The following is a 22003-nucleotide window of genomic DNA, read 5'->3' on the forward strand; positions in this document are numbered from 1 at the left end:
TGCTTTTTCTTACTCTTCATCAAGAGGACACTGACATTGTCCGCAGCATGTACCGTATAACGTTGTAACCTTCTCATCCTCGAAGTAATGAATGGCTTCGTTACAATCTTGGCAAACAATCGTACCCATCTCTCATTCCCCATTTCTTTTAGTTTTGAAAACGCTTAATTTCTTTTGTTGGTATTATATTAATATGTCACATTTAAAATGTCAACAACAAATTGTATAACACATTTATTTCGAAAACTTTTAATGTAACATGTTTTTTCTTTTCGGTTCCATGAATTATCATCTTCTTAACAAACGCTTTCATTCGATACTTATGCTGAAAAGACATTGTGATTTCATGTTTTCGCGAACTTTTTTTGAATCGTGTAACGAAATTGCAAATGATTCGCGATGAATAATGTGTGCGTTCAGAGTATTGGGTTTTAAAGAGATGTTATCTCTCTTTAAAAACGGTTTCAATTATATAACAATTAGGTAACAAGAAGCAGATGATGTGGTTACTCGTGATAAACTAAAACTAGTTTACTATGGTTTATACAGAGGAGAAGATAGATGCGATATCGCGCGGTATTTCCCATACTGATGATAGTATTTGCTTTATCGGGCTGCACCCTTTCCATAATCAATCCAATAAAAAAAAGCCGAATTGACAGCATTCATCATACTCAAATCCTATTTTTTTCTGATGAAAATCAAATTGATCAAGAGGCGTCATATTATGATGCTCTGCTTGATTTAGAAAAGGATTATCCTGACCAAATAGATAAAATGAAGGTATACGATAACAGAAAAGGCTGGGAAGATGAAATCGAAACCGTCCCTACTCTCATGGTAGTTGATCAGCGGCATGTCGTTGTGAAAATAGAGGGATGTGTGAAAAAGAAAGAAGACATTATTAAACCATTACAGCATGTACTGTCTAAATAAATAAAACAGCCCTCGCTTACAGCGGGGCTGTTTGTTATGTCATCTCTATTATTTTACGATGTGAATCGGGCTTCCGATTGCCACTTCAGCAGCTTCCATTGTGATTTCACCCAATGTTGGATGCGCATGAATTGTCATAGCGATATCTTCAGCAGTCATGCCGCCTTCGATAGCTAAACTTAATTCAGAAATCATGTCAGAAGCGCTTGCGCCGGCGATTTGCGCACCGATGACAAGGCCATCCTCTTTACGAGTGATCAGCTTCATGAAGCCGTCAGTTTCGTTAAGAGAAAGCGCGCGGCCGTTTGCTGCAAATGGGAATTTAGCAGCAACAATGTCAAGGCCTTCTTCTTTCGCTTGTGCTTCAGTGTAACCGACTGATGCAAGCTCAGGCTCAGAGAAGACAACCGCAGGAATACCAAGGTAATCAATTTCTGCAGGCTCTCCAGCGATCGCTTCTGCAGCAATCTTACCTTCGTAAGATGCTTTGTGAGCAAGCGGCGGTCCTTCAATGATATCACCGATTGCATAGATGTTAGGTACGTTCGTGCGGCACTGTTTGTCAGTTTTGATAACACCGCGGTCCGTCATTTCAATACCGACTTGCTCAAGACCAAGTTCATCAGTATTTGGACGGCGTCCGACAGTAATCAGTACGTAATCAGCATCAACGGTTTTTTCTTCACCTTTTACTTCGAAAGTGACTGTTACGCCGTCAGCTTTTTCTTCAACGCCTTTAGCCATCGCGTTTGTATGGATTTCAACGTTGCCTTTTTTCTTCAGTCTGCGAGTTACAAGGGAACTCATTTGTTTTTCGAAGCCTGGAAGAATTTCATCTCCGCCTTCAAGAATAACAAGCTCAGTGCCGAAGTTTGCATACGCAGTTCCAAGCTCAGTTCCGATGTAGCCGCCGCCGATAACAACGAGCTTCTTAGGAATTTCTTTAAGAGCCAAAGCGCCTGTTGAATTTAGGACACGCTCAGTATATTTGAAGTTTGGCAATTCGATAGGACGAGAACCAGTCGCAATGATTGCGTTTTTAAACGTGTATGTTTGAGCAGAATTCTCATCCATTACACGAACTGAATTGCTGTCTACAAAGTAAGCTTCGCCTTTTACTACATCTACTTTGTTGCCTTTAAGAAGACCTGCTACACCGCCAGTAAGCTTGTTAACAACAGAAGTTTTCCACTCTTGAACTTTTGTAAAATCAACTGTTACGTTCTCAGCAGTGATTCCCATGTCATCAGAATGCTTAGCATTCTCATAACGGTGGCCAGCATTGATCAGCGCTTTTGAAGGGATACATCCAACGTTCAGACAAACGCCTCCAAGAGTTGCTTTTTCAACGACTGTTACTTTTTGTCCAAGCTGTGCAGCGCGGATGGCAGCTACATAGCCGCCAGGTCCCGCACCAATTACAAGAGTATCTGTTTCAATAGGGAAATCTCCTACTACCATAACATTACGCCTCCATTAAAATTAATTGTGGATCGTTCAGTAAACGCTTGATGTGATTTAGTGCATTTTGCGCAGTCGCTCCGTCAATCATACGGTGGTCGAAGCTGAGAGAAAGAGCTAAGACTGGAGCTGCTACGATTTCGCCATCACGAACAATCGCTTTTTCTGCAATGCGTCCGATACCAAGAATCGCAACTTCTGGATGGTTGATAACCGGAGTGAACCATTGTCCGCCGGCAGAACCGATGTTTGTAATTGTGCAAGATGCGCCTTTCATTTCAGCTGGAGCAAGCTTGCCGTCACGAGCTTTTGTTGCAAGGCTGTTGATCTCATCAGAAATTTCAAAGATCGCTTTACGGTCTGCATTTTTTACAACTGGCACAAGCAAGCCTTTTTCAGTGTCAGCAGCAATACCGATGTTGAAGTAATGTTTTTGGATGACTTCATCTGTTTTATCGTCAATTGACGTGTTTAAAACAGGGAATTTTTTCAGTGCAGATGTAAGAGCTTTTACAACGTAAGGCAAGTATGTCAGCTTGATGCCTTGATCAGCAGCAACCTGTTTGAACTGTTTACGATGTGCAACAAGGTTTGTTACGTCCACTTCGTCCATTAGTGTTACGTGAGGAGCAGTATGTTTAGAGTTAACCATCGCTTTTGCAATTGCTTTACGGATACCGCTCATTTTTTCGCGAGTTTCTGGGAATTCACCCTCTGGAGCCGGTGCAGCAGCCGGTTTAGCAGCTGTTTCTTGAGGTGCAGCCGTTTCTTGCGGCGCAGCTTCTTGCGCTCCTCCGTTTACAAAGCTGTCGATATCTTCTTTCACAACACGTCCGTTGTTGCCTGAACCTGTTACTTTACGGATATCTACGCCTTTTTCACGAGCGTATTTACGTACAGAAGGCATAGCGATCACGCGTTTGTTCGGGTCAACTTCAGCTTGATCCTGCTGTCCTGCGCCAGTTTCTTTAGCAGGCTCTTCAGCACGCTCTTCTTTCGCAACATCTTGTCCAGCTTCACCAGTAGACTGAACTTGTGCTTCAGTTTTTGCGTCGCCAGATTCATCGCTGCCTTTAAATTGAAGGTCTTCGTAACCAGGTGCATCAAACGTAATGATCGTTTGTCCAACAGTTGCAACCGTTCCCTCTTCAACTTTTAATTCTAATACTTTTCCTTTAACAGGTGAAGGAATTTCTACTACTGCTTTATCATTTTGGACTTCCGCCAGTACATCATCTTCGTCAACCTCATCGTTAGGCTTGACAAACCATTTTACGATTTCGCCTTCGTGGATACCTTCCCCGATATCTGGAAGTTTAAATTCAAATGCCACAGTTCTCGACCTCCTAGTTTGATTAAGCAATTTTAAAGTTTACAACGTAAGCATTGAAAACAGATATATAATAGAGGGAAAACGTTCATCTTCCCTCTCGATTATGCAGTTTGATTAAAATTCAAGTACTTTTCTTGCTGTTTCAAGAACATCTTTATGGTTTGGAAGCCATACGCTCTCCGCTTGAGAGAAAGGAAATACTGTATCAGGCGCAGCCACGCGAAGTACAGGCGCTTCCAAGCTCAAGATCGCACGGTCATTAATTTCTGCTACTACGTTTGCAGCAATACCGGCTTGTTTTTGTGCCTCTTGAACAACAATCGCGCGTCCTGTTTTTTCTACAGATGCGATGATTGTATCAATGTCAAGCGGGCTTACAGTGCGAAGGTCGACAACTTCAGCAGAAATGCCGTCTTTTTCAAGCTCCTCGGCAGCTTTTAATGATTCATGAACCATTGCGCCGTAAGTGATGATTGAAAGGTCAGTACCTTCACGTTTTACGTCAGCTTTGCCAAGCTCAATTGTGTATTCTTCTTCAGGAACTTCCTGACGGAAAGAACGGTAAAGCTTCATGTGCTCTAAGAAAACAACAGGATCGTTGTCTCTGATCGCAGAAATCAAAAGTCCTTTGGCATCGTAAGGAGTTGATGGAATAACAACTTTGATACCAGGCTGTTGTGCAACAAGACCTTCTAAGCTGTCAGCGTGAAGCTCAGGAGTATGAACACCGCCGCCGAACGGAGAACGAATGGTTACAGGTGAAGTCCAGCGTCCGCCAGAACGGTAACGCATACGAGCCATTTGGCCAGAAACTGAATCCATTACTTCGTAAACAAATCCAAAGAATTGGATTTCCATTACCGGACGGAAGCCGTTTAAGCCTAAACCAAGGGCAAGACCGCCGATACCAGATTCAGCAAGTGGCGTGTCAAACACACGGTCTTCACCGAATTCTTTTTGCAATCCTTCTGTCGCACGGAATACGCCGCCGTTAACACCAACGTCTTCTCCGAAAACTAAGACATTTTCGTCATTTTTCAGTTCTGTGCGTAACGCATCCGTGATTGCTTGAATCATTGTCATTTGCGCCATGGCTTACTTCGACTCCTTCTGTGTATAAATTTCAAATTGCTCCTCAAGGTTATGAGGCATTTTTTCGAACATGATTTTCATTAAATCAGTTACTTTTTGCTTAGGCTCAGCATCCGCTTTTTTGATCGCCTGCTTAATTTCTTCTTTTGCATCCTCGATTACTTTTGTTTCTTCTTCTTCAGACCATAGGCCTTTGTTTTCAAGGAACGCACGGAATCGTACAAGCGGATCTTTTTGCTCCCACTCGTTTTCGATTTCTTTTGTGCGATATTTAGTCGGATCGTCACCAGCCATTGTGTGCGGGCCATAACGGAATGTCAGTGTTTCGATCAGTGTCGGGCCTTCGCCGTTAATCGCGCGTTCGCGTGCTTCAGCAGTTGCAGCGTATACAGCAAGCGGATCCATTCCGTCTACTTGTACACCCACAATACCGGCAGCTACTGCTTTTTGTGCAATTGTGCCTGCTGCAGATTGTTTTTCAACTGGAGTTGAAATCGCGTAACGGTTGTTTTGTACAACGAAGATCGCAGGTGCTTTATAAGCGCCGGCAAAGTTAATTCCTTCGTAGAAGTCCCCTTGTGAAGCTCCGCCGTCACCAGTGTAAGTGATTGCGACAGCTTTCTTACCGCGTTTTTTAAGACCTAGCGCAACACCGGCCGTTTGAATGTATTGAGCACCGATAATGATTTGTGGAGAAAGGGCATTCACATCATCAGGCATTTGGTTTCCTCGGAAATGTCCGCGAGAGAACAGGAACGCTTGATATAATGGAAGGCCGTGCCAGATTAACTGAGGCACATCACGGTATCCCGGAAGAACGAAGTCTTCTTTTTCAAGCGCGAAATGTGTAGCAATCTGAGAAGCTTCTTGGCCCGCAGTAGGAGCGTAGAATCCGAGACGTCCTTGACGGTTTAATGAGATAGAGCGCTGATCAAGCACACGCGTAAATACCATGCGGCGCATAAGCTCTTTCAATTGATCATCAGTTAAATCAGGCATCGCCGCTTCATTCACGACTTCTCCCTTTTCATTTAAAATTTGGAACGTTTCGAACTGCTTTTTAATGGCATCAAATTGCTTCTTACTGTCAACGATTACTTTTTTCGTTTTTGCAGCCATACTAAAGTCACCTCTTCCTTTCTTTTAAACAGTCATTAGACGTGCATTCCTTTTATACATACAAACTTAGGGTACCCTAAAGTATCAGCAGTAAGTCGTATATATTTTAGCCGATCCCCAGTTTGCCGAAACCATTTATGTAGGATAGTTACACTCTGCTTTGAACTGTATTATTTCGAAGTTGTAAAAAACTAATACAACACCGCTTAACATGGATTAGTTTACACCATATAAAGAAGAACCGTCAATCGTTTTCATCGCTGATTTTCAATAAATGTATTCGCTTTACATTTTCTATAAAAAAACAGATGCAGCCTGTACCTCAAACTGTACTAGTATAACCTATCGCACTGTACTACAATAGAAATTTAAATTTTGAATAGAATTAAAAAAAGAGCTGATCATAGTCAGCTCTTTTTTATATGATAGCCTGCGGCGTCATATAAATCTCCGCGGGCTTTATTATATTTCTCCGTTTGCACATCAAATTCGCCGCTTTGTTTAAGGACTTTTTTATAAGATGCATTCGCTTTTTCAATCTGCTGATCAAGCTTATCCAGCGTCAAGTCTTTGTCTTTCAGCAGCTTATACAGTTTTTTATCAAGTTTAATGGCTTTTTTATATTCTTCAGACATAGAGCTGTATGCAGCATATCTTTTTTTCATATGATCTGTCGCAGTCTCGGCTTTTGCCTTGATGTGTTTATCCTTAATATTTTCTGCGGATTTTTTGGCTTCCTCAAATTCTGATTCGGATTTTTCGATGCTCTCATTTTCAAGCTTCAGATGTTCTTCTCGTTTATTTACATTCTCTAGCGCTTCGTCTGATAATGAAACGATTTTTTTGTAGTCATCCATATTGAGCTTGATGACATCATTGTAGAGAGCATGTTCTTTTTTCTCTAATTCCTCGAGCGTTTTCTGTTCTTCTTGAAACGGTTTTTCTAGATCAGCGACTTTTTCTAATGAGTCATGAAGTGAATCCAGCGGGTCCCGTCCCACACATCCGGTTAATAGTAAAGCCACAGCGCAAAAGGCTCCGATTTTCACACCGTGGCGCCGTTTCATTCCGTCTTTCACGTTAAATCCCCCAATCTTGACAATTTCTACTATAGAATCCATAGAGATATTTGACAATAGGGCAGATGGTTATCGCATGGCTTGCTGAGCAAAAAATCAATTCTAAATCGTCAAAAATCAGGACAGATGACCATACAACTTTTTTGTTTTTACATAGGTTATTGTAGACGCTATGCCTACTACAAGGCTCTGGCGTAATTAAAAGAGGAGGTTATGTTCATGTACGGTTATGGATATGGTTACGGCGGAGGCTGCTGCAGTTATGGTTACGGATATGGCGGAGCAGGATATGGCCGCACATTTGCGTTAATCGTTGTTTTATTCATTCTGTTAATCATTGTTGGAGCTGCTTATTTAGGCGGAGGCTGTTGCTAATTACACAGTAAAACACTGACCAGCCATTTACGGCTGGTCATTCGTTTCGTTGCACCTTTACGAAGAAATCCGATATAATTTACATATTAAGCTTTAGGAGTGAAGTTTCTTGATTACTATGGAAAACATCGTGCGCGACGGCCACCCTGCCTTAAGAGAGACAGCAGAGCCTGTCGGGCTGCCTGCCACAGAAGAAGAAAAACAGCAGCTGGCGGATATGATTGAATTCGTAAAAAACAGCCAAAATCCGGAATTAGCTGAAAAATACAATCTGCGCCCCGGCGTAGGACTTGCGGCACCTCAAATTAATATTAATAAACGGATGATCGCAGTCCATGCAGAAGATGCTTCCGGGAAGTTATACAGCTATGCATTGTTTAACCCGAAGATCGTCAGCCATTCCGTTGAAAGAAGCTATTTAACAAGCGGTGAAGGCTGCCTGTCAGTTGATGAGGCAATTCCCGGCTATGTTCCGCGCTACGCTCGTATCAGAGTGAAAGGAACAACACTGGAGGGAGAACAAATAGACATTCGTTTAAAAGGATTTCCGGCGATTGTATTTCAGCATGAAATCGACCATTTAAATGGCGTTATGTTTTATGATCATATCGATAAAGAAAATCCATTTAAGGAACCTGAAAATGCGGTGGCGATTGACCGCTAAAAGAAAATATACGGCTGACACTATAAGTGCCAGCCGCTTTTTTATTTTAGCAAGCCTAATTCTTTGACAGCATAAGCAATTCCATCCTCGTCTACAGGCATTGTTACAAAATCCGCAACTTCTTTTAATTCAGGAACGGCATTCCCCATGGCAACGCCTGTTCCGACAAACTGAATCATTTGCAGATCATTTAATCCGTCACCGAAGGCATATGTATCGCTGATATCAAACGGAAGGCGTTCGATTACTTTTTTAATCCCCTCCGCCTTTGATCCACCGCGCGGCAGAACATCAGTCGAAAGCTCATGCCAGCGCACAAGATCGAATTCTGGAAAAGCCCCATAAACTTTTTCTTCTTCATCCTGGCAAAACAGCAGAAGCTGAAAAATTTCTTTTCCTTCATAGAAAAGCTCATCGGTTTCAGGATAGTCGGTTTTCAGGCTGCCGATTCCCTCTAAGACATGAGGATGGTCAGCAACAGTCGCTTTCATTGTATCTTCAGCCATAAATACAACCGGGTGGCTTCCTTCTCCCGCCTGCTTTAACAATCTTCTGATTGCCTCTTCAGGCAGCGGATTCTTATAAATCACTTCATTTTCAAAGACGACATACTGACCATTGTAAGAAATAAATGAGTGAATGCCTAACTCCTCTAAAATCGGCTTCACCAGAAACGGGGACCGCCCGCTGGCGATAAACACATGGTGTCCCTGCCTCTGAAGCTCCGCTACCGTTTTTCTTGTGCTTTCCGGTATCTTTTTGTCGTGATCATATATCGTGCCGTCAATATCGAAAAAAATTAATTTTGAGTCCATCGTTATTCCCCTTTATCGTCTAAATCTGCAATTCCCACACTCATCATACAAAAAGATTTCAGTTGAGCAAACTATTTCCCTCAAAAACAAAATAAAATTCCATTAATATCCACGAAAAGTCCGTGCTAAACTCCGTATACTATTTGTATAAAACAGCCTTGGACAAGTATCAATCGAAGGAGGGACCACGTTATGCTTCGGAAATTAAAAAAGAAACTCAGAAGACAGTGGAATGGAATGCTCCGCAGGAAAGCCATTGCCTGATAAGGGATCTGTCCCTTTTTGAAAGGTCCTTATTTTGCTCAAGACTTTCCTTATATTCCGTTTTCGAATATAATAGAATAAGCGAGTCTAACATACGGCATTTAAGGAGAGATTTGGATGATTTATAAGGTATTTTATCAAAAAAAAGCTGAGGAAGTACCTGTTCGGGAAAAAACAGATTCACTTTATATTGAAGGCGTATCAGAGCGTGACGTCAGAACGAAACTGAAAGACAAGAAATTTAATATTGAATTTATCACACCTGTTGACGGTGCTTTTTTAGAATATGAACAACAGAGTGAAAATTTTAAAGTATTGGAGTTATGAGCGGTATGAAATTTGTAAAAAACGATCAGACTGCTGTTTTCGCCCTCGGAGGACTAGGCGAAATCGGTAAAAATACGTATGCGGTGCAGTTTCAGGATGAAATTGTGCTGATTGATGCGGGGATCAAGTTTCCCGAGGACGAACTGCTCGGTATTGATTACGTCATTCCCGATTACACGTATTTAGTTAAAAACGAAGATAAAATTAAAGGGCTTTTTATCACTCACGGGCACGAAGACCATATCGGCGGCATCCCGTACCTGCTTAGACAAGTCAATATTCCCGTTTACGGCGGTAAACTCGCGATCGGCTTACTTCGGAATAAACTTGAAGAGCACGGATTATTAAGACAGACTAAGCTTAACATCATCGGTGAGGATGATATCGTAAAATTCCGCAAAACAGCTGTGTCATTCTTTAGAACAACACACAGTATTCCGGATTCCTACGGTATTGTTGTAAAAACGCCGCCCGGAAACATCGTACATACTGGAGATTTCAAATTCGACTTTACTCCAGTCGGCGAGCCGGCAAACTTAACGAAAATGGCCGAAATCGGCAAAGAAGGCGTCTTGTGCCTCCTTTCAGACAGCACAAACAGTGAAAACCCGGAGTTCACTATGTCTGAACGCCGTGTCGGAGAAAGCATTCATGACATCTTCCGCAAGGTGGACGGCCGAGTTATCTTCGCTACATTTGCGTCGAATATTCACCGCTTGCAGCAGGTAATTGAGGCTGCTGTATTAAATGGAAGAAAAGTTGCCGTATTTGGACGCAGTATGGAATCGGCTATCGAGATCGGACAAACTCTCGGCTATATTAACTGTCCTAAAAATACGTTTATTGAACATAATGAAATCAATCGCATTCCTGCCAATAAAGTAACGATCCTGTGTACAGGAAGCCAAGGGGAACCGATGGCGGCTTTATCCAGAATTGCAAACGGCACACACCGGCAGATTTCAATCAATCCTGGGGATACAGTCGTATTTTCTTCATCCCCTATCCCGGGCAACACAATCAGCGTGAGCCGCACAATTAACCAGCTGTATCGTGCGGGGGCCGAGGTGATTCACGGACCTCTTAATGATATCCATACATCCGGTCACGGCGGACAGGAAGAACAAAAGCTGATGCTTCGTTTAATCAAGCCTAAATTCTTCATGCCGATTCACGGTGAGTACAGAATGCAAAAGATGCATGTCAAGCTTGCGACAGATTGCGGCATCCCTGAAGAAAACTGCTTTATCATGGATAACGGTGAAGTATTGGCGCTTAAAGGCGATGAAGCTTCAGTTGCCGGTAAAATCCCATCCGGTTCAGTATACATCGACGGTAGCGGTATCGGTGATATTGGAAATATCGTGCTTCGCGACCGCAGAATTCTTTCTGAAGAAGGTCTTGTGATCGTCGTTGTCAGCATAGATATGGATGACTTTAAGATTTCAGCGGGCCCTGACTTGATTTCCAGAGGGTTTGTTTACATGAGAGAATCAGGTGATTTGATCAATGACGCCCAGGAGCTCATTTCTAACCACTTGCAAAAAGTTATGGAACGAAAAACCACTCAATGGTCAGAAATCAAAAATGAGATCACGGATACGCTTGCTCCGTTCTTATATGAAAAAACGAAACGCCGTCCAATGATCCTTCCGATCATTATGGAGGTTTAAAAAAAGATGCACTCACTTAGGAGTGCATCTTTTTTATTGCAGTGCTATATGCTGAAATGACTTTACATCAAACAACCCTGTTGTCGTCATTTTGATGTCAGGAATGACAGGCAAAGCCAAAAATGAAAGCGTCAAAAATGGGTTAAACCGGTCTTTGAAACCGATAAATGAGAGCTTTTCATGAAGCGTCATTAAGCTTTGATTCACCAATTCTGCAGATTGGTCGGATAATAATCCCGCAATCGGCAGAGCAACCGAGTGAAGTTCTTCCCCGTCTTTTATAACTGTTAATCCGCCGCCAATTTCCTGCAGCTTATTAACTGCGGCTGCGATATCGGTGTCATTTGTCCCCACGGCAATGATATTATGCGAATCGTGTGAAATCGTTGTTGCAATCGCCCCGCTTTTCAAACCAAATCCTTTCACAATACCAAGTCCCGTTTCTTTTAATCCCTTATGCCGTTCGACGACTGCAATCTTTAACAAGTCAAGATCGATGTCAGGCTGAAAAATGGCTGCTTCCGGAGCCGGAACACTCACCAGGCGTGTTTCAAGCTGATTTGGTATGATTTGAATGACATTCATCTGCTGCTGGGGATCAATTGGCATATGAAAATCCTGTTCGGAAAGAGGAACAGCAAGGTTAACGGAATGAAGCAGCGCCGGGTCTGGTGTTAGCGTATGAGCTTGTGCCTGACAGACTGCTTTATTATCTTCAGCAACAGTTTGTCCTTTTACCAACGTCTTTGTGACAGTGACATTTTCCACATCTGAAATAAAGAGCAAATCGGCGTCAAATCCCGGAGCAACCGCTCCCTTTGTATCTAGTCCGTAGCATTCCGCTGCATTCAGGCTTCCCAATTGGTATGCCAAAAACGGATCGAGACCTGCTTGAATAGCCATTTTCACCTGATGATTCACACTTCCCTCTGACAATAAATCATCTACATGTTTATCATCAGTACAGAAAAAGAAACGGCGCGCATTCTTTTCATTAACAGCCGGCAGCACTTTCATTGTATTTTTGGCGACTGACCCTTCTCGCATCATGACGTACATTCCTCTTCTGATACGATCCAGCGCTTCTTCCTTCGTCGTTACCTCATGATCGGTCAAGACAAAAGCAGTTCTGTATATATTGATGAGATCAGTTGACAAGCCTGCTAAATGTCCGTCAATCCGTTTCCCCGCGCTCCGGGCATCAAACAGCTTATTAACCATGTCTGCTTCACCCTGCTCAACCGATACATAATCCATCACTTCAGCCAGACCCAATACCTCTTTCTCTTCGTAAAATGGCTTCAAATCGGCCGCCCGAAGTACCGCACCGGATCGCTCAAAGCTGGCGGCAGGCACACTGGAGGGAAGCATAAAATGGATATTCAGCGGTGTTTGCCGAGCCTGTTCAATCATAAATTTGATCCCTTCCTGACCGGACACGTTCGCTATTTCATGCGGATCGGTAATGATGGTCGTCACGCCATTCGGCAATACGGCTTTTGCAAACTCGATCGGTGTCACCATTGATGATTCAATATGTACATGACCATCAATAAATCCCGGCACAATGACTTGCCCCTCTGCATCAATGGTTTCTTCACCTTCATACTGGCCGAGGCCTACAATAACTCCGTCTGTTATCGCAATATCTTCATAAATCCACTCATGATTATATACGTCCATGATTTTCCCATTCTTAATGACGATGTCAGCTTTTTGTCTGCGGGCTGAAGCATTCAGCCTTTTGACCAGCGCTTCTTTATTCAAATGGCCCCCTCCTCTTTTTTATTTATATGGTACAATATGCTATCGGAACGCTTATCCGTAGTCAATAAAATTTTAGTAAATTGGCGCTCAGTTCATTAAAGTTGTTATATTCTGATAATATTAAAAACCGCCCCTAAGGACGGCTTATATTTCTTCTATTTCGTATGAAGAACTCTTTTCTCAAAACGTGAAATATCCGTAACCGATCCAATGACGATGAGAATATCTTCTTGATGTATCACTTCAGTCGCAAGCGGCGACACGATGACTTCCTTGCCCCTTTTAATCGCTACAATATTAATCCCGTATTTCGCCCGTATATCTAAATCGAGAAGAGTGTTTCCGGCAAGACGGCTGTTGGCTACGATCTCGACAAGACTATGCTCTTCTGACAGCTCCAAATAATCAAGTACATTGTTGGAAACGATATTATGCGCAATTCTTTTTGCCATATCACGTTCCGGGTGGACAATGTGATCCGCGCCGATTTTGGACAGCACTTTTTCATGGTAATCGTTCTGAGCCTTAACTGTAATCGTATTGACACCCAGTTCTTTGAGGATCAGAGTTGTTAATATACTCGCCTGAATATTTTCACCGATCGCAACAATGACATGGTCAAAATTCCTCAAACCTAAATTTTTCAGAACAGATTCATCGGTCGAGTCTCCGATGACGGCATGTGATGCAATCTTGGCATACTCGTTGACTTTATCTTCATCAATATCCATCGCCATGACCTCGACGCCCTCTTCACTCAATGCTTTGCATATACTTCCACCAAAACGGCCGAGTCCAATTACGGCAAATTCTTTTTTCATAGTGGTGCTCCTTTACCTAACATCATATTGATCAAATTTTAACATATTCTTTTGAGGCAGTGTTAATTTCATCAACCTTTTGGCAGCGAATTCATATGCTGCTTAAGCCGTTCAGTAAAGCCCTTGGTCAAATAAAGCTCCGCTCCCCGTTCAATCTCGATTTGATAATGCTGAGGAGGTGCTGTTTCTGCTTCTTTTCGGAGGACGAGAAAGGTTAAACAATCAGTATAGAGCTTTCCCCCTGCTTCAACGTCTACAAATGCCGGCCGATAGGTAAGAGATTCAACCCCTTCCCTTTTATATAAATAGGCGACAGCTGAAAAAGGAAGACGATACAACACCCCTTCTGTCGTACCTCCGTCTTCAGTGATATCCGCTCTTGAGCCGTCTGGCCTTTTTAACGTAAAGCGGGTTGTATACCCTTTTAAAACAGCTCCTCCCACTGGATCTTGAAAATAATGATCAACCCCTGCTTTTTGAAAACGGGCATTGTCCATACAAGATCCGTAGGCAAAATAGTACACGGGATCTTTAGATTTGCTGATCATCTGATGTTCTTTCCAGTCACCGCTGCCTATTTTCACAAAGTCAGCACAATCATCTTTTTTCATATAATATACAAGTGCTTCCTTGATTCCAGCATCAGTTTCGACATGTACAAATTTCTTATGGTAGCCTCGATAAAAAAGATCAAGCTTATGTATACACGATTCATCTGCTTCATATATCTCACCGCAAATATAGCCATCAGCCCCAAACACGGCCGCGGGTTCCTCGGCTGCCGTATTAACAAGACTTCCCTTTGTCCGCGCCTGCTCACTGATACAAGCCGACTGTGATAACAAATGATGATTTTTTTCATGCTTCCTTAAGGTCCCATATACAAACAGAAGCGAGTTCATCTTGTTTTTCCCCTCTCAGCTGTCAGATTTCAAAGGCAAAACAACTTGAAAAATGCTGCCTTTTCCAGCTTCACTTTCAATCTTCAATTCCCCGTTATGTTCCTTTAATATTCTCAAACAAATGGCGAGCCCCAGCCCTGTGCCTTTCTCCTTTGTTGAATAAAAAGGTTTTCCGATTTGCTCAAGCTTTTCCTGTGACATGCCGTTCCCTTCATCTTTTACGCTTATTACGACGTGTGAAGCTGTTTTAGCAGTGGAAATCGTTACGACACCGCCCTTTGGCATTGCTTCAATTCCATTTTTGATAATATTGATAAAAACCTGCTTCAGCTGGTTTTCGTCCCCTTTAATCATACAGGCTTCCGTCTCACCAAAATTCTTTTGTATAGCAATATTGGACAATATGGCATTCGTATCAAGCAATGTCGTGACTTGTTTCAAAATTTCATTGATTGGGTGCGTTTTAAATGTAATTTCCTGCGGCTTCGCCAGCAGCAGCAGCTCGCCGAGCACCAGATCAATTCTTTTAATCTCTGAAAAGATGATATCAAAATAATCTTTTCTATCCGGATATGATGTTTTCATAATTTGAAGGAATCCGCTGACGGACGTTAAAGGATTTCTGACCTCATGTGCAATGCCGGCAGCCAGTTCACTCGTGATTGACAGTTTCTGCGACTCCCTCGCAAGCCGTTCATTAATTTCCAGAAGCTCATCTTCAGCCTCTTTTCGCTCAGTGATGTCTGACATTGTACCCAGGCTTCCGGTAAATTGCTCATCTCGGTCATAGTACAGTTTATAGTGAACCTCGCCCCAAAAAATCGTCCCGTTCTTTGTCACATATTTTGCCGTAAACATCCCCGAGGACGCTTTGTTTTTGATTTGAGTATTAATGTGATCAGCTACATGCTTTTCTTTTATGAAGTAATCATTATACATTGTCCCCATGCATTCACTGATCGAAAAACCTGTGATGGCTGCCCACGCTTGATTTAAGTATGTAATTTCGCCTTTTGCGTTTGTTTGAAAAACGATCTCCTGTAAATTATCCATGATGCGGTTCTTCTCATCAGAAAGCTGTTTATACTTCCATTCATTATCTTTCATTTTCTTGACCAGCTGTTTTTTCTCATCGACATAATACGCCAGCATCCAGACACTGAAAATCGTTACTGCTGTATACACAATGTCAACAGGCCAATTAATCGGGTTTTTGCCTATAAAATAAAATAAATAATCCCAAAACATAATAAAAATCATTGCCAAAATAATGGAAATGATACGTGCTTGATATTTTCTCATATGACCACCTGCCGCTTGTGTTTCTCTGTTTATTGTACCATTCTTCGACAAATAATTGAGTAAAATATGTAAAGTATCCCAAATCATTCATTACCTTTTGTTCATGATGTCATATCTTAGGCGGCGGTAATCAGAAATCGGCACGCAAAAAAAGGCGGAGATTACACCATTCCGCCTTTTTCAACATATATTATTCTTTTAAAGCGGCTTGAATTTCTTCGAGAAGCAGCTGTGCGCCTTCAGGGCTTAACGTAATTTTACCGTTGCCGTATTCTTTATTTTCTGAAGTAATTTCCCCAGTCATTAAACAAATGCCATGAGGTTTGTACTTTTTCAAAATAATTTTATCGCCCTCAACAAAAAATTCAATGCTGTCTTTAATAGCAATATCCAGTGCCCGTCTTAACTCTATCGGCATAACAATACGGCCTAATTCATCTACTTTCCTTACAACACCTATTGATTTCATAAAAACCCTTCTTCCTTAAATGTTTCTTTTTTCATGTAATATTCAAGGTAGTACCTCAATATATCGTAGACGTACGAAACGTAGAAAAAGTTTCCCGCTTTCTTGAAGAATCGCAAGATATTTTTTCCACAAAACCGGAAAATGTATTACTTCTGTTACACCCTTCCGCAGTTTTTTACAAAAACATTTCTTTCCCGACGCACACCCCCAAAAATCACTTCTTTTCTTAGAAACTTTAAATGTAGAATCATATAAAATCAGGATAAAGATTGGGTGAAAACATGTTTCAATCAACTGAAATTGGAATTGACTTAGGAACAGCTAATATACTTGTTTACAGCAAAAATAAAGGAATCATCTTAAATGAACCTTCTGTTGTTGCAGTAGATACAACGACTAAAGCAGTACTTGCGATCGGGACTGACGCGAAAAATATGATCGGTAAAACACCGGGAAAAATTGTCGCTGTCAGACCGATGAAAGACGGCGTTATCGCTGACTACGACATGACAACTGATTTGTTAAAGCACATCATGAAAAAAGCCGGAAAGAGCATCGGCATGTCGTTCAGAAAGCCGAATGTCGTTGTGTGCACACCATCAGGCTCAACTGCAGTGGAACGCCGCGCCATCAGTGACGCGGTGAAAAATTGCGGAGCGAAAAACGTCCATTTAATTGAAGAACCGGTGGCAGCTGCAATCGGAGCGGATTTGCCTGTTGACGAGCCGGTTGCTAACGTGGTGGTAGATATCGGCGGCGGGACGACGGAAGTCGCGATTATTTCCTTTGGAGGCGTTGTCTCCTGCCATTCAATCAGAATCGGCGGAGACCAGCTTGATGAGGATATCGTTGCTTTTGTGCGGAAAAAGTACAATTTGCTGATCGGTGAACGCACAGCTGAGCAGGTTAAAATGGAAATTGGCCATGCATTAATTGAGCATGTGCCGGATGCAATGGAAATTCGCGGACGTGACCTTGTGACGGGGCTACCGAAAACCATTATGCTTCAATCAAATGAAATTCAAAATGCGATGCGTGAATCTCTCCTTCATATTCTTGAAGCGATTAGAGCCACACTTGAGGACTGTCCTCCTGAATTAAGCGGAGACATTGTCGATCGCGGCGTAATTTTAACAGGCGGCGGGGCGCTTCTTAACGGGATCAAAGAATGGCTGTCAGAAGAAATCGTTGTACCTGTACACGTGGCGCCAAACCCGCTTGAATCCGTGGCAATCGGCACCGGCCGTTCTTTAGAGGTGATTGATAAGCTCCAAAAAGCGGTTAAATAATCCTTTTCTCGCAAAATCTCAGAAAGTAATTGAAATTCCTGCTTCTTTTTTCCTCTCTCGCTTCATATTGTGGGAAATGGAGAAACGATAAGGAGGAAACAGATGCTTAGAGATTTAGGAAGACGGGTAGCGATTGCAGCCATTTTGAGCGGAATCATTCTTGGGGGCATGAGCATTTCACTGGCAAACATGCCTCATGCGCCTGAAGGCACTGTAAAAATGAATCATCCATAAGTGTTGAAAAGCCCAAGACCATTTTGTTTTGGGCTTTTCTCTTTGCACTCCTTTCTTTTCTTTATAGGAGATTATTTGATATGATGAGAAAAAAGCACGAGGAGGAAAGATTGATGGATACATTTTCAGAGAAACTAAATACATATGCCCAGCTGGCGGTTGAGGTCGGCGTTAATGTCCAAAAAGGCCAGTATGTGGTGGTAAATGCTTCGACGGAGGTTCGCGATTTCGTCCGTCTGATTGTAAAACATGCATATGAAAAAGGCGCAAAAAATGTAACAGTGAATTGGCAGGATGACGAAGTGGCCAAATTAAAATATGAACTGGCGCCGTTTGAAGCCTTTGAAGAGTATCCTGAATGGGAAGCGAAAGGCAGAGAAGAGCTTGCCAAGAAAGGAGCTGCTTTCATTTCAGTCGTATCCTCAAACCCAGATTTACTGCAAGGTGTAGATTCCAAACGGATTGCCGCCTTCCAAAAAGCAGCAGGAAAAGCGTTACATACATACAGACAATACATTCAATCAGATAAAGTGAGCTGGACTGTCGTCGGTGCTGCATCAGCAGGTTGGGCTCAGAAAGTGTTCCCTGACAAATCAGAAGAGGAAGCGACACAGCTTCTGTGGGAAGAAATTTTTAAAGCAACACGCGTAAACGAAGAAAATCCGGTCCAAGCGTGGATCAATCATGATCAAAACCTTCATGAAAAAGTAGATCATTTGAACCAAAAACATTACGCCGCTTTACATTATCAAGCAGAAGGAACTGATTTAACAATCAAGCTTCCGAAAAAACACGTTTGGGCTGGAGCCGGAAGCGTAAATGAAAGCGGACATGAATTTATGGCCAATATGCCGACAGAAGAAGTATTCACGCTGCCGCAAAAAGACGGGGTTGACGGGTTTGTATCGAGCACAAAACCGCTCAGCTACGGCGGGAATATTATCGAAAACTTCACGCTCACATTCAAAAACGGCCGTATTGTTGACATTAAAGCCGAAAAAGGAGAAGACATTTTAAAAGAATTGGTCGAAACAGATGAAGGCTCTCACTATCTTGGTGAAGTAGCTCTTGTCCCGTACGATTCGGCTATTTCACAGTCAAATATTCTTTTTTACAACACTTTATTTGATGAAAATGCGTCAAATCATCTGGCGATCGGCAGTGCCTATGCTTTTAATATTGAGGGCGGAAAACAGATGTCTCGCGAAGAGCTTGTCAAAGAAGGCTTAAATGAAAGCATTACCCACGTAGACTTTATGGTTGGTTCTAAGGATATGAACATTGATGGAATTACTGAAGACGGAAAAAGAGAGCCTATCTTTAGAAATGGAAATTGGGCTTTTTAAATAAAGAAGGAGGCTTTCGCCTCCTTCTTATTTTTTTGCTTCATACATTTGCAGATTGGCATAAACTGTTTCTAATATTGGTGTTGAAAGAGACAAACGCTTTGCTTTATCAAGCAAAAAGCCGTGCAGATGATTTCCTTCAGTCGTTTGACCATTTTCCATATCACGGAGCATGGAGGATTTCATATGATAAGACATGCTTGTCATTGTGCGGAAGCTGTCTTCTTCAAGCTCTGGATCAGCCGGAACTCCTTCCTTGCGCAAGATCATGCCGATTTCCCCAATGAGTGTTCGCGCAGTGTGCCGCCCGCTCTCTGTTTCAAGGATTGGTCCAAGCGGTCTTTGAAATAAGGTTGTCACTCCTGCTTGTGCTGCAATAAACAGATATTTTTTCCAGATGTCTTTCTCAATATGCCCGCTAATGATGACCTCTGCCTTCACTCCTGCAAATGCTTCCTCAAGCTCTTTTATCCGTTCCGTGCGCTCGCCGTCCCATTCACCGAACACAAAACGATGCGACGCACTTGTATGGTTGATTTCTCCCAGATTGTTTAAAGCACTTTCTATGAAACACAGCCCGCCCAGCACCTGATCTTTCGAAAATGCCGTAAACAGCTGCTCGTAGTGACGATAACCGTTTAAGAAAGGAATAATGACTGACTCGCTGTGGACAAAAGGTTTGACATCGCTAATCACCTGACCGAGTGAATATGCTTTAGAAGCGATGATGATCACATCAAACTGTTCTTTTTCTCCTGCAGTGATTACTGCGGGCTGAAAGGACACGTCACCCTTTTCACTATGAATAACTAGTCCCGTTTGTTTTAACTGTTCAGCTCTTTTTTGGCGGACAAGAAACGTCACCGCATTCCCTTTCTCTGCAAGCCGTCCGCCAATATAACCGCCTACTCCACCTGCTCCGACAATTAAAAATTTCAAGTTAATGTCCCCTTTCTTTTCTATGTACAAAAAAAAGCAGAGAATTCTCTGCTTTTTTTTATTACGCGTATAGTTCAGCCAGTTTTTTCTGCACATCAGCATTTTCAAGGAACTCGTCATAGCTCATTTGCTTGTCAACAATGCCATTAGGTGTAATCTCTATGATTCTGTTGGCAATCGTCTGTACAAACTGGTGGTCATGTGATGTAAACAGCATAGCGCCTTTAAAGCTGATTAAGCCATTATTGAGCGCTGTAATAGATTCTAGGTCTAAGTGGTTGGTCGGTTCATCCAAAATTAAAATATTGGCGCCAGAAAGCATTGCTTTCGAAAGCATGCAGCGAACCTTTTCTCCCCCGGATAAAACATTTGCTTTTTTGTGTACTTCTTCACCGGAAAACAGCATGCGTCCTAAGAAGCCGCGTAAAAAGCTCTCACTTTGATCATGAGGAGAATATTGGCGAAGCCAGTCTACAAGATTTAAATCACTGCCTTCAAAATATTCGCTGTTGTCTTTAGGGAAGTACGCTTGAGATGTCGTCACGCCCCATTTAAATGTTCCGCTGTCAGCTTCCATTTCCCCGGAAATGATTTTGAACAAAGTAGTAACGGCCAATTCATTACGCCCTGTAAAAGCAATTTTATCTTCTCTATTCATAATAAAGCTGACATTGTCGAGAACTTTTACACCGTCAATTGTTTTCGTTAATCCCTCTACCCGGAGAACATCATTACCGATTTCTCGTTCCGGTGTGAAGTTGACGTAAGGATAACGGCGGGAAGACGGTTTAATATCATCAAGAGAAATTTTATCAAGAAGTTTCTTTCTTGAAGTCGCCTGTTTTGATTTAGACGCATTTGCGCTGAATCTGGCCACAAACTCTTGTAGCTGTTTAATTTGCTCTTCTTTTTTCTTGTTCGCTTCTTGAGAAAGCTTCAAAGCAAGCTGGCTTGATTCATACCAGAAATCATAGTTTCCGACGTAGATTTGGATTTTGTTAAAATCAAGGTCAGCAATATGTGTACACACTTTATTTAAAAAGTGACGGTCATGGGATACAACAATCACAGTGTTTTCAAAGTTAATCAGAAACTCTTCCAGCCACTGAATTGCCTGAAGGTCCAAGTGGTTCGTCGGCTCATCAAGAAGCAGGACATCGGGCTTGCCGAATAATGCCTGAGCCAAGAGAACCTTCACTTTTTCGGAACCGCCAAGGTCTTCCATCTTCTTCGTGTGAAGATCTTCTGAGATGCCGAGACCTTTTAGAAGGATCGCAGCTTCACTTTCTGCTTCCCATCCGTTCAGCTCTGCAAATTCACCTTCGAGCTCTGCCGCACGAATTCCGTCTTCATCCGAGAAATCAGGCTTCATGTAAATTGCGTCTTTCTCCTGCATAACCTCGTATAAACGCTTATGTCCCATAATCACAACTTTTAGCACTTCATATTCTTCGTACTCAAAGTGGTTCTGTTTCAGGATGGCAAGACGCTCGCCAGGACTCATATGAACATCGCCTGTCTGAGGCTCAATTTCTCCTGATAACACTTTCAGAAACGTTGATTTACCAGCACCATTGGCACCAATTAACCCGTAGCAGTTGCCTGGGGTAAATTTAATATTTACATCTTCAAATAACTTGCGATCCGCAAAGCGCAAGCTCACATTATTTACAGCAATCATTTAATATCCTCCATCATGTCTATCATCATTAAAAGTATACCATGAATGGAAGACAAGAGAAATGCTTCCCTGATAAAAGCAGGCAGAAACACTTCTACACTAAAAGGGCGAAGCT

General features: G+C 42.3%; 22 protein-coding genes. 8 read left to right on the forward strand and 14 right to left on the reverse strand.

Going from position 1 to position 22003, the window contains the following annotated elements; all coding sequences use genetic code 11:
- Window positions 1–9 precede the first annotated feature (9 nt).
- Window positions 10–129 (reverse strand): GapA-binding peptide SR1P, encoded by a 120-nt coding sequence (locus tag M1D69_RS13105; RefSeq protein WP_010334106.1) that lies wholly within the window; start codon window positions 127–129, stop codon window positions 10–12.
- A gap of 432 nt (window positions 130–561) precedes the next feature.
- Between M1D69_RS13105 and slp the strand changes: the two genes are divergently transcribed.
- Entirely contained in the window at window positions 562–936 is a 375-nt protein-coding gene (gene slp / locus M1D69_RS13110; RefSeq protein WP_458105853.1) for a peptidoglycan-associated lipoprotein Slp, read from the forward strand.
- 48 nt (window positions 937–984) lie between these two features.
- Here the strand turns inward: slp and lpdA are convergent, their stop codons facing one another.
- From lpdA to M1D69_RS13135, 5 genes are all read right to left on the reverse strand, one after another.
- Window positions 985–2397 carry a dihydrolipoyl dehydrogenase gene (gene lpdA, locus M1D69_RS13115; protein ID WP_044156025.1) on the reverse strand — a complete coding sequence of 471 codons (1413 nt, stop codon included), beginning with the start codon at window positions 2395–2397 and terminating at the stop codon, window positions 985–987.
- Between the two features lie 4 nt (window positions 2398–2401).
- The gene (gene pdhC / locus M1D69_RS13120) at window positions 2402–3730 is read right to left on the reverse strand and encodes a pyruvate dehydrogenase complex dihydrolipoyllysine-residue acetyltransferase (protein ID WP_059352854.1); all 1329 of its coding nucleotides are present in this window, start codon (window positions 3728–3730) and stop codon (window positions 2402–2404) included.
- Between the two features lie 114 nt (window positions 3731–3844).
- Window positions 3845–4822: a pyruvate dehydrogenase complex E1 component subunit beta gene (gene pdhB / locus M1D69_RS13125; protein WP_014113660.1), complete on the reverse strand. Its 978-nt coding sequence runs from the start codon at window positions 4820–4822 to the stop codon at window positions 3845–3847.
- A gap of 3 nt (window positions 4823–4825) precedes the next feature.
- Window positions 4826–5941, reverse strand: a complete 1116-nt coding sequence (pdhA, locus tag M1D69_RS13130) for a pyruvate dehydrogenase (acetyl-transferring) E1 component subunit alpha (RefSeq protein WP_024121261.1) — start codon at window positions 5939–5941, stop codon at window positions 4826–4828.
- Window positions 5942–6348: 407 nt separating this feature from the next.
- A complete protein-coding gene (locus M1D69_RS13135) occupies window positions 6349–7020 on the reverse strand; it encodes a YkyA family protein (protein WP_458105852.1) in 672 nt (223 codons plus the stop codon).
- 219 nt (window positions 7021–7239) lie between these two features.
- Between M1D69_RS13135 and M1D69_RS13140 the strand changes: the two genes are divergently transcribed.
- Both M1D69_RS13140 and def read left to right on the forward strand, forming a co-directional pair.
- The gene (locus M1D69_RS13140; RefSeq protein WP_024121259.1) at window positions 7240–7395 is read left to right on the forward strand and encodes a YjcZ family sporulation protein; all 156 of its coding nucleotides are present in this window, start codon (window positions 7240–7242) and stop codon (window positions 7393–7395) included.
- A 109-nt stretch (window positions 7396–7504) separates the two neighbouring features.
- The gene (gene def, locus M1D69_RS13145) at window positions 7505–8059 is read left to right on the forward strand and encodes a peptide deformylase (RefSeq protein WP_069486491.1); all 555 of its coding nucleotides are present in this window, start codon (window positions 7505–7507) and stop codon (window positions 8057–8059) included.
- Between the two features lie 41 nt (window positions 8060–8100).
- On the opposite strand, the gene M1D69_RS13150 is transcribed toward def, so the two are convergent.
- Window positions 8101–8874 carry a Cof-type HAD-IIB family hydrolase gene (locus tag M1D69_RS13150; protein WP_458105851.1) on the reverse strand — a complete coding sequence of 258 codons (774 nt, stop codon included), beginning with the start codon at window positions 8872–8874 and terminating at the stop codon, window positions 8101–8103.
- Between the two features lie 381 nt (window positions 8875–9255).
- Between M1D69_RS13150 and rnpZA the strand changes: the two genes are divergently transcribed.
- A complete protein-coding gene (gene rnpZA / locus M1D69_RS13155) occupies window positions 9256–9465 on the forward strand; it encodes an RNA polymerase subunit omega 1 (protein WP_010334097.1) in 210 nt (69 codons plus the stop codon).
- Window positions 9466–9470: 5 nt separating this feature from the next.
- Window positions 9471–11138, forward strand: a complete 1668-nt coding sequence (rnjA, locus tag M1D69_RS13160) for a ribonuclease J1 (protein WP_010334096.1) — start codon at window positions 9471–9473, stop codon at window positions 11136–11138.
- A 33-nt stretch (window positions 11139–11171) separates the two neighbouring features.
- Here rnjA and ade read toward each other — a convergent pair whose 3' ends face one another.
- From ade to abhA, 5 genes are all read right to left on the reverse strand, one after another.
- Window positions 11172–12905 (reverse strand): adenine deaminase, encoded by a 1734-nt coding sequence (gene ade, locus M1D69_RS13165; RefSeq protein ID WP_458105850.1) that lies wholly within the window; start codon window positions 12903–12905, stop codon window positions 11172–11174.
- A gap of 155 nt (window positions 12906–13060) precedes the next feature.
- Window positions 13061–13726, reverse strand: coding sequence for a Ktr system potassium transporter KtrC (gene ktrC, locus M1D69_RS13170; RefSeq protein ID WP_010334094.1), 666 nt, complete (start codon window positions 13724–13726; stop codon window positions 13061–13063).
- A 71-nt stretch (window positions 13727–13797) separates the two neighbouring features.
- Window positions 13798–14628: a gamma-glutamylcyclotransferase gene (locus tag M1D69_RS13175; RefSeq protein ID WP_458105849.1), complete on the reverse strand. Its 831-nt coding sequence runs from the start codon at window positions 14626–14628 to the stop codon at window positions 13798–13800.
- Between the two features lie 15 nt (window positions 14629–14643).
- Window positions 14644–15930 (reverse strand): ATP-binding protein, encoded by a 1287-nt coding sequence (locus M1D69_RS13180; RefSeq protein WP_458105848.1) that lies wholly within the window; start codon window positions 15928–15930, stop codon window positions 14644–14646.
- Window positions 15931–16120: 190 nt separating this feature from the next.
- Window positions 16121–16399, reverse strand: a complete 279-nt coding sequence (gene abhA / locus M1D69_RS13185; protein ID WP_024121253.1) for a transcriptional regulator AbhA — start codon at window positions 16397–16399, stop codon at window positions 16121–16123.
- A 281-nt stretch (window positions 16400–16680) separates the two neighbouring features.
- On the opposite strand from abhA, the gene mreBH reads away from it, so the two are divergent.
- From mreBH to M1D69_RS13200, 3 genes are all read left to right on the forward strand, one after another.
- A complete protein-coding gene (gene mreBH / locus M1D69_RS13190; protein WP_024121252.1) occupies window positions 16681–17688 on the forward strand; it encodes a cell shape-determining protein MreBH in 1008 nt (335 codons plus the stop codon).
- A 102-nt stretch (window positions 17689–17790) separates the two neighbouring features.
- Entirely contained in the window at window positions 17791–17922 is a 132-nt protein-coding gene (locus M1D69_RS13195; protein ID WP_024121251.1) for a protein YkpC, read from the forward strand.
- A gap of 113 nt (window positions 17923–18035) precedes the next feature.
- Window positions 18036–19268, forward strand: coding sequence for an aminopeptidase (locus tag M1D69_RS13200; RefSeq protein WP_458105847.1), 1233 nt, complete (start codon window positions 18036–18038; stop codon window positions 19266–19268).
- A 27-nt stretch (window positions 19269–19295) separates the two neighbouring features.
- Here M1D69_RS13200 and M1D69_RS13205 read toward each other — a convergent pair whose 3' ends face one another.
- On the reverse strand, window positions 19296–20207 hold the full coding sequence (locus M1D69_RS13205) for a ketopantoate reductase family protein (protein ID WP_458105846.1): 912 nt from the start codon (window positions 20205–20207) through the stop codon (window positions 19296–19298).
- Between the two features lie 61 nt (window positions 20208–20268).
- The gene (locus tag M1D69_RS13210) at window positions 20269–21888 is read right to left on the reverse strand and encodes an ABC-F family ATP-binding cassette domain-containing protein (protein WP_024121248.1); all 1620 of its coding nucleotides are present in this window, start codon (window positions 21886–21888) and stop codon (window positions 20269–20271) included.
- Between the last annotated feature and the right edge of the window lie 115 nt (window positions 21889–22003).

The organism is Bacillus sp. PK3-037 (genome assembly GCF_054161355.1).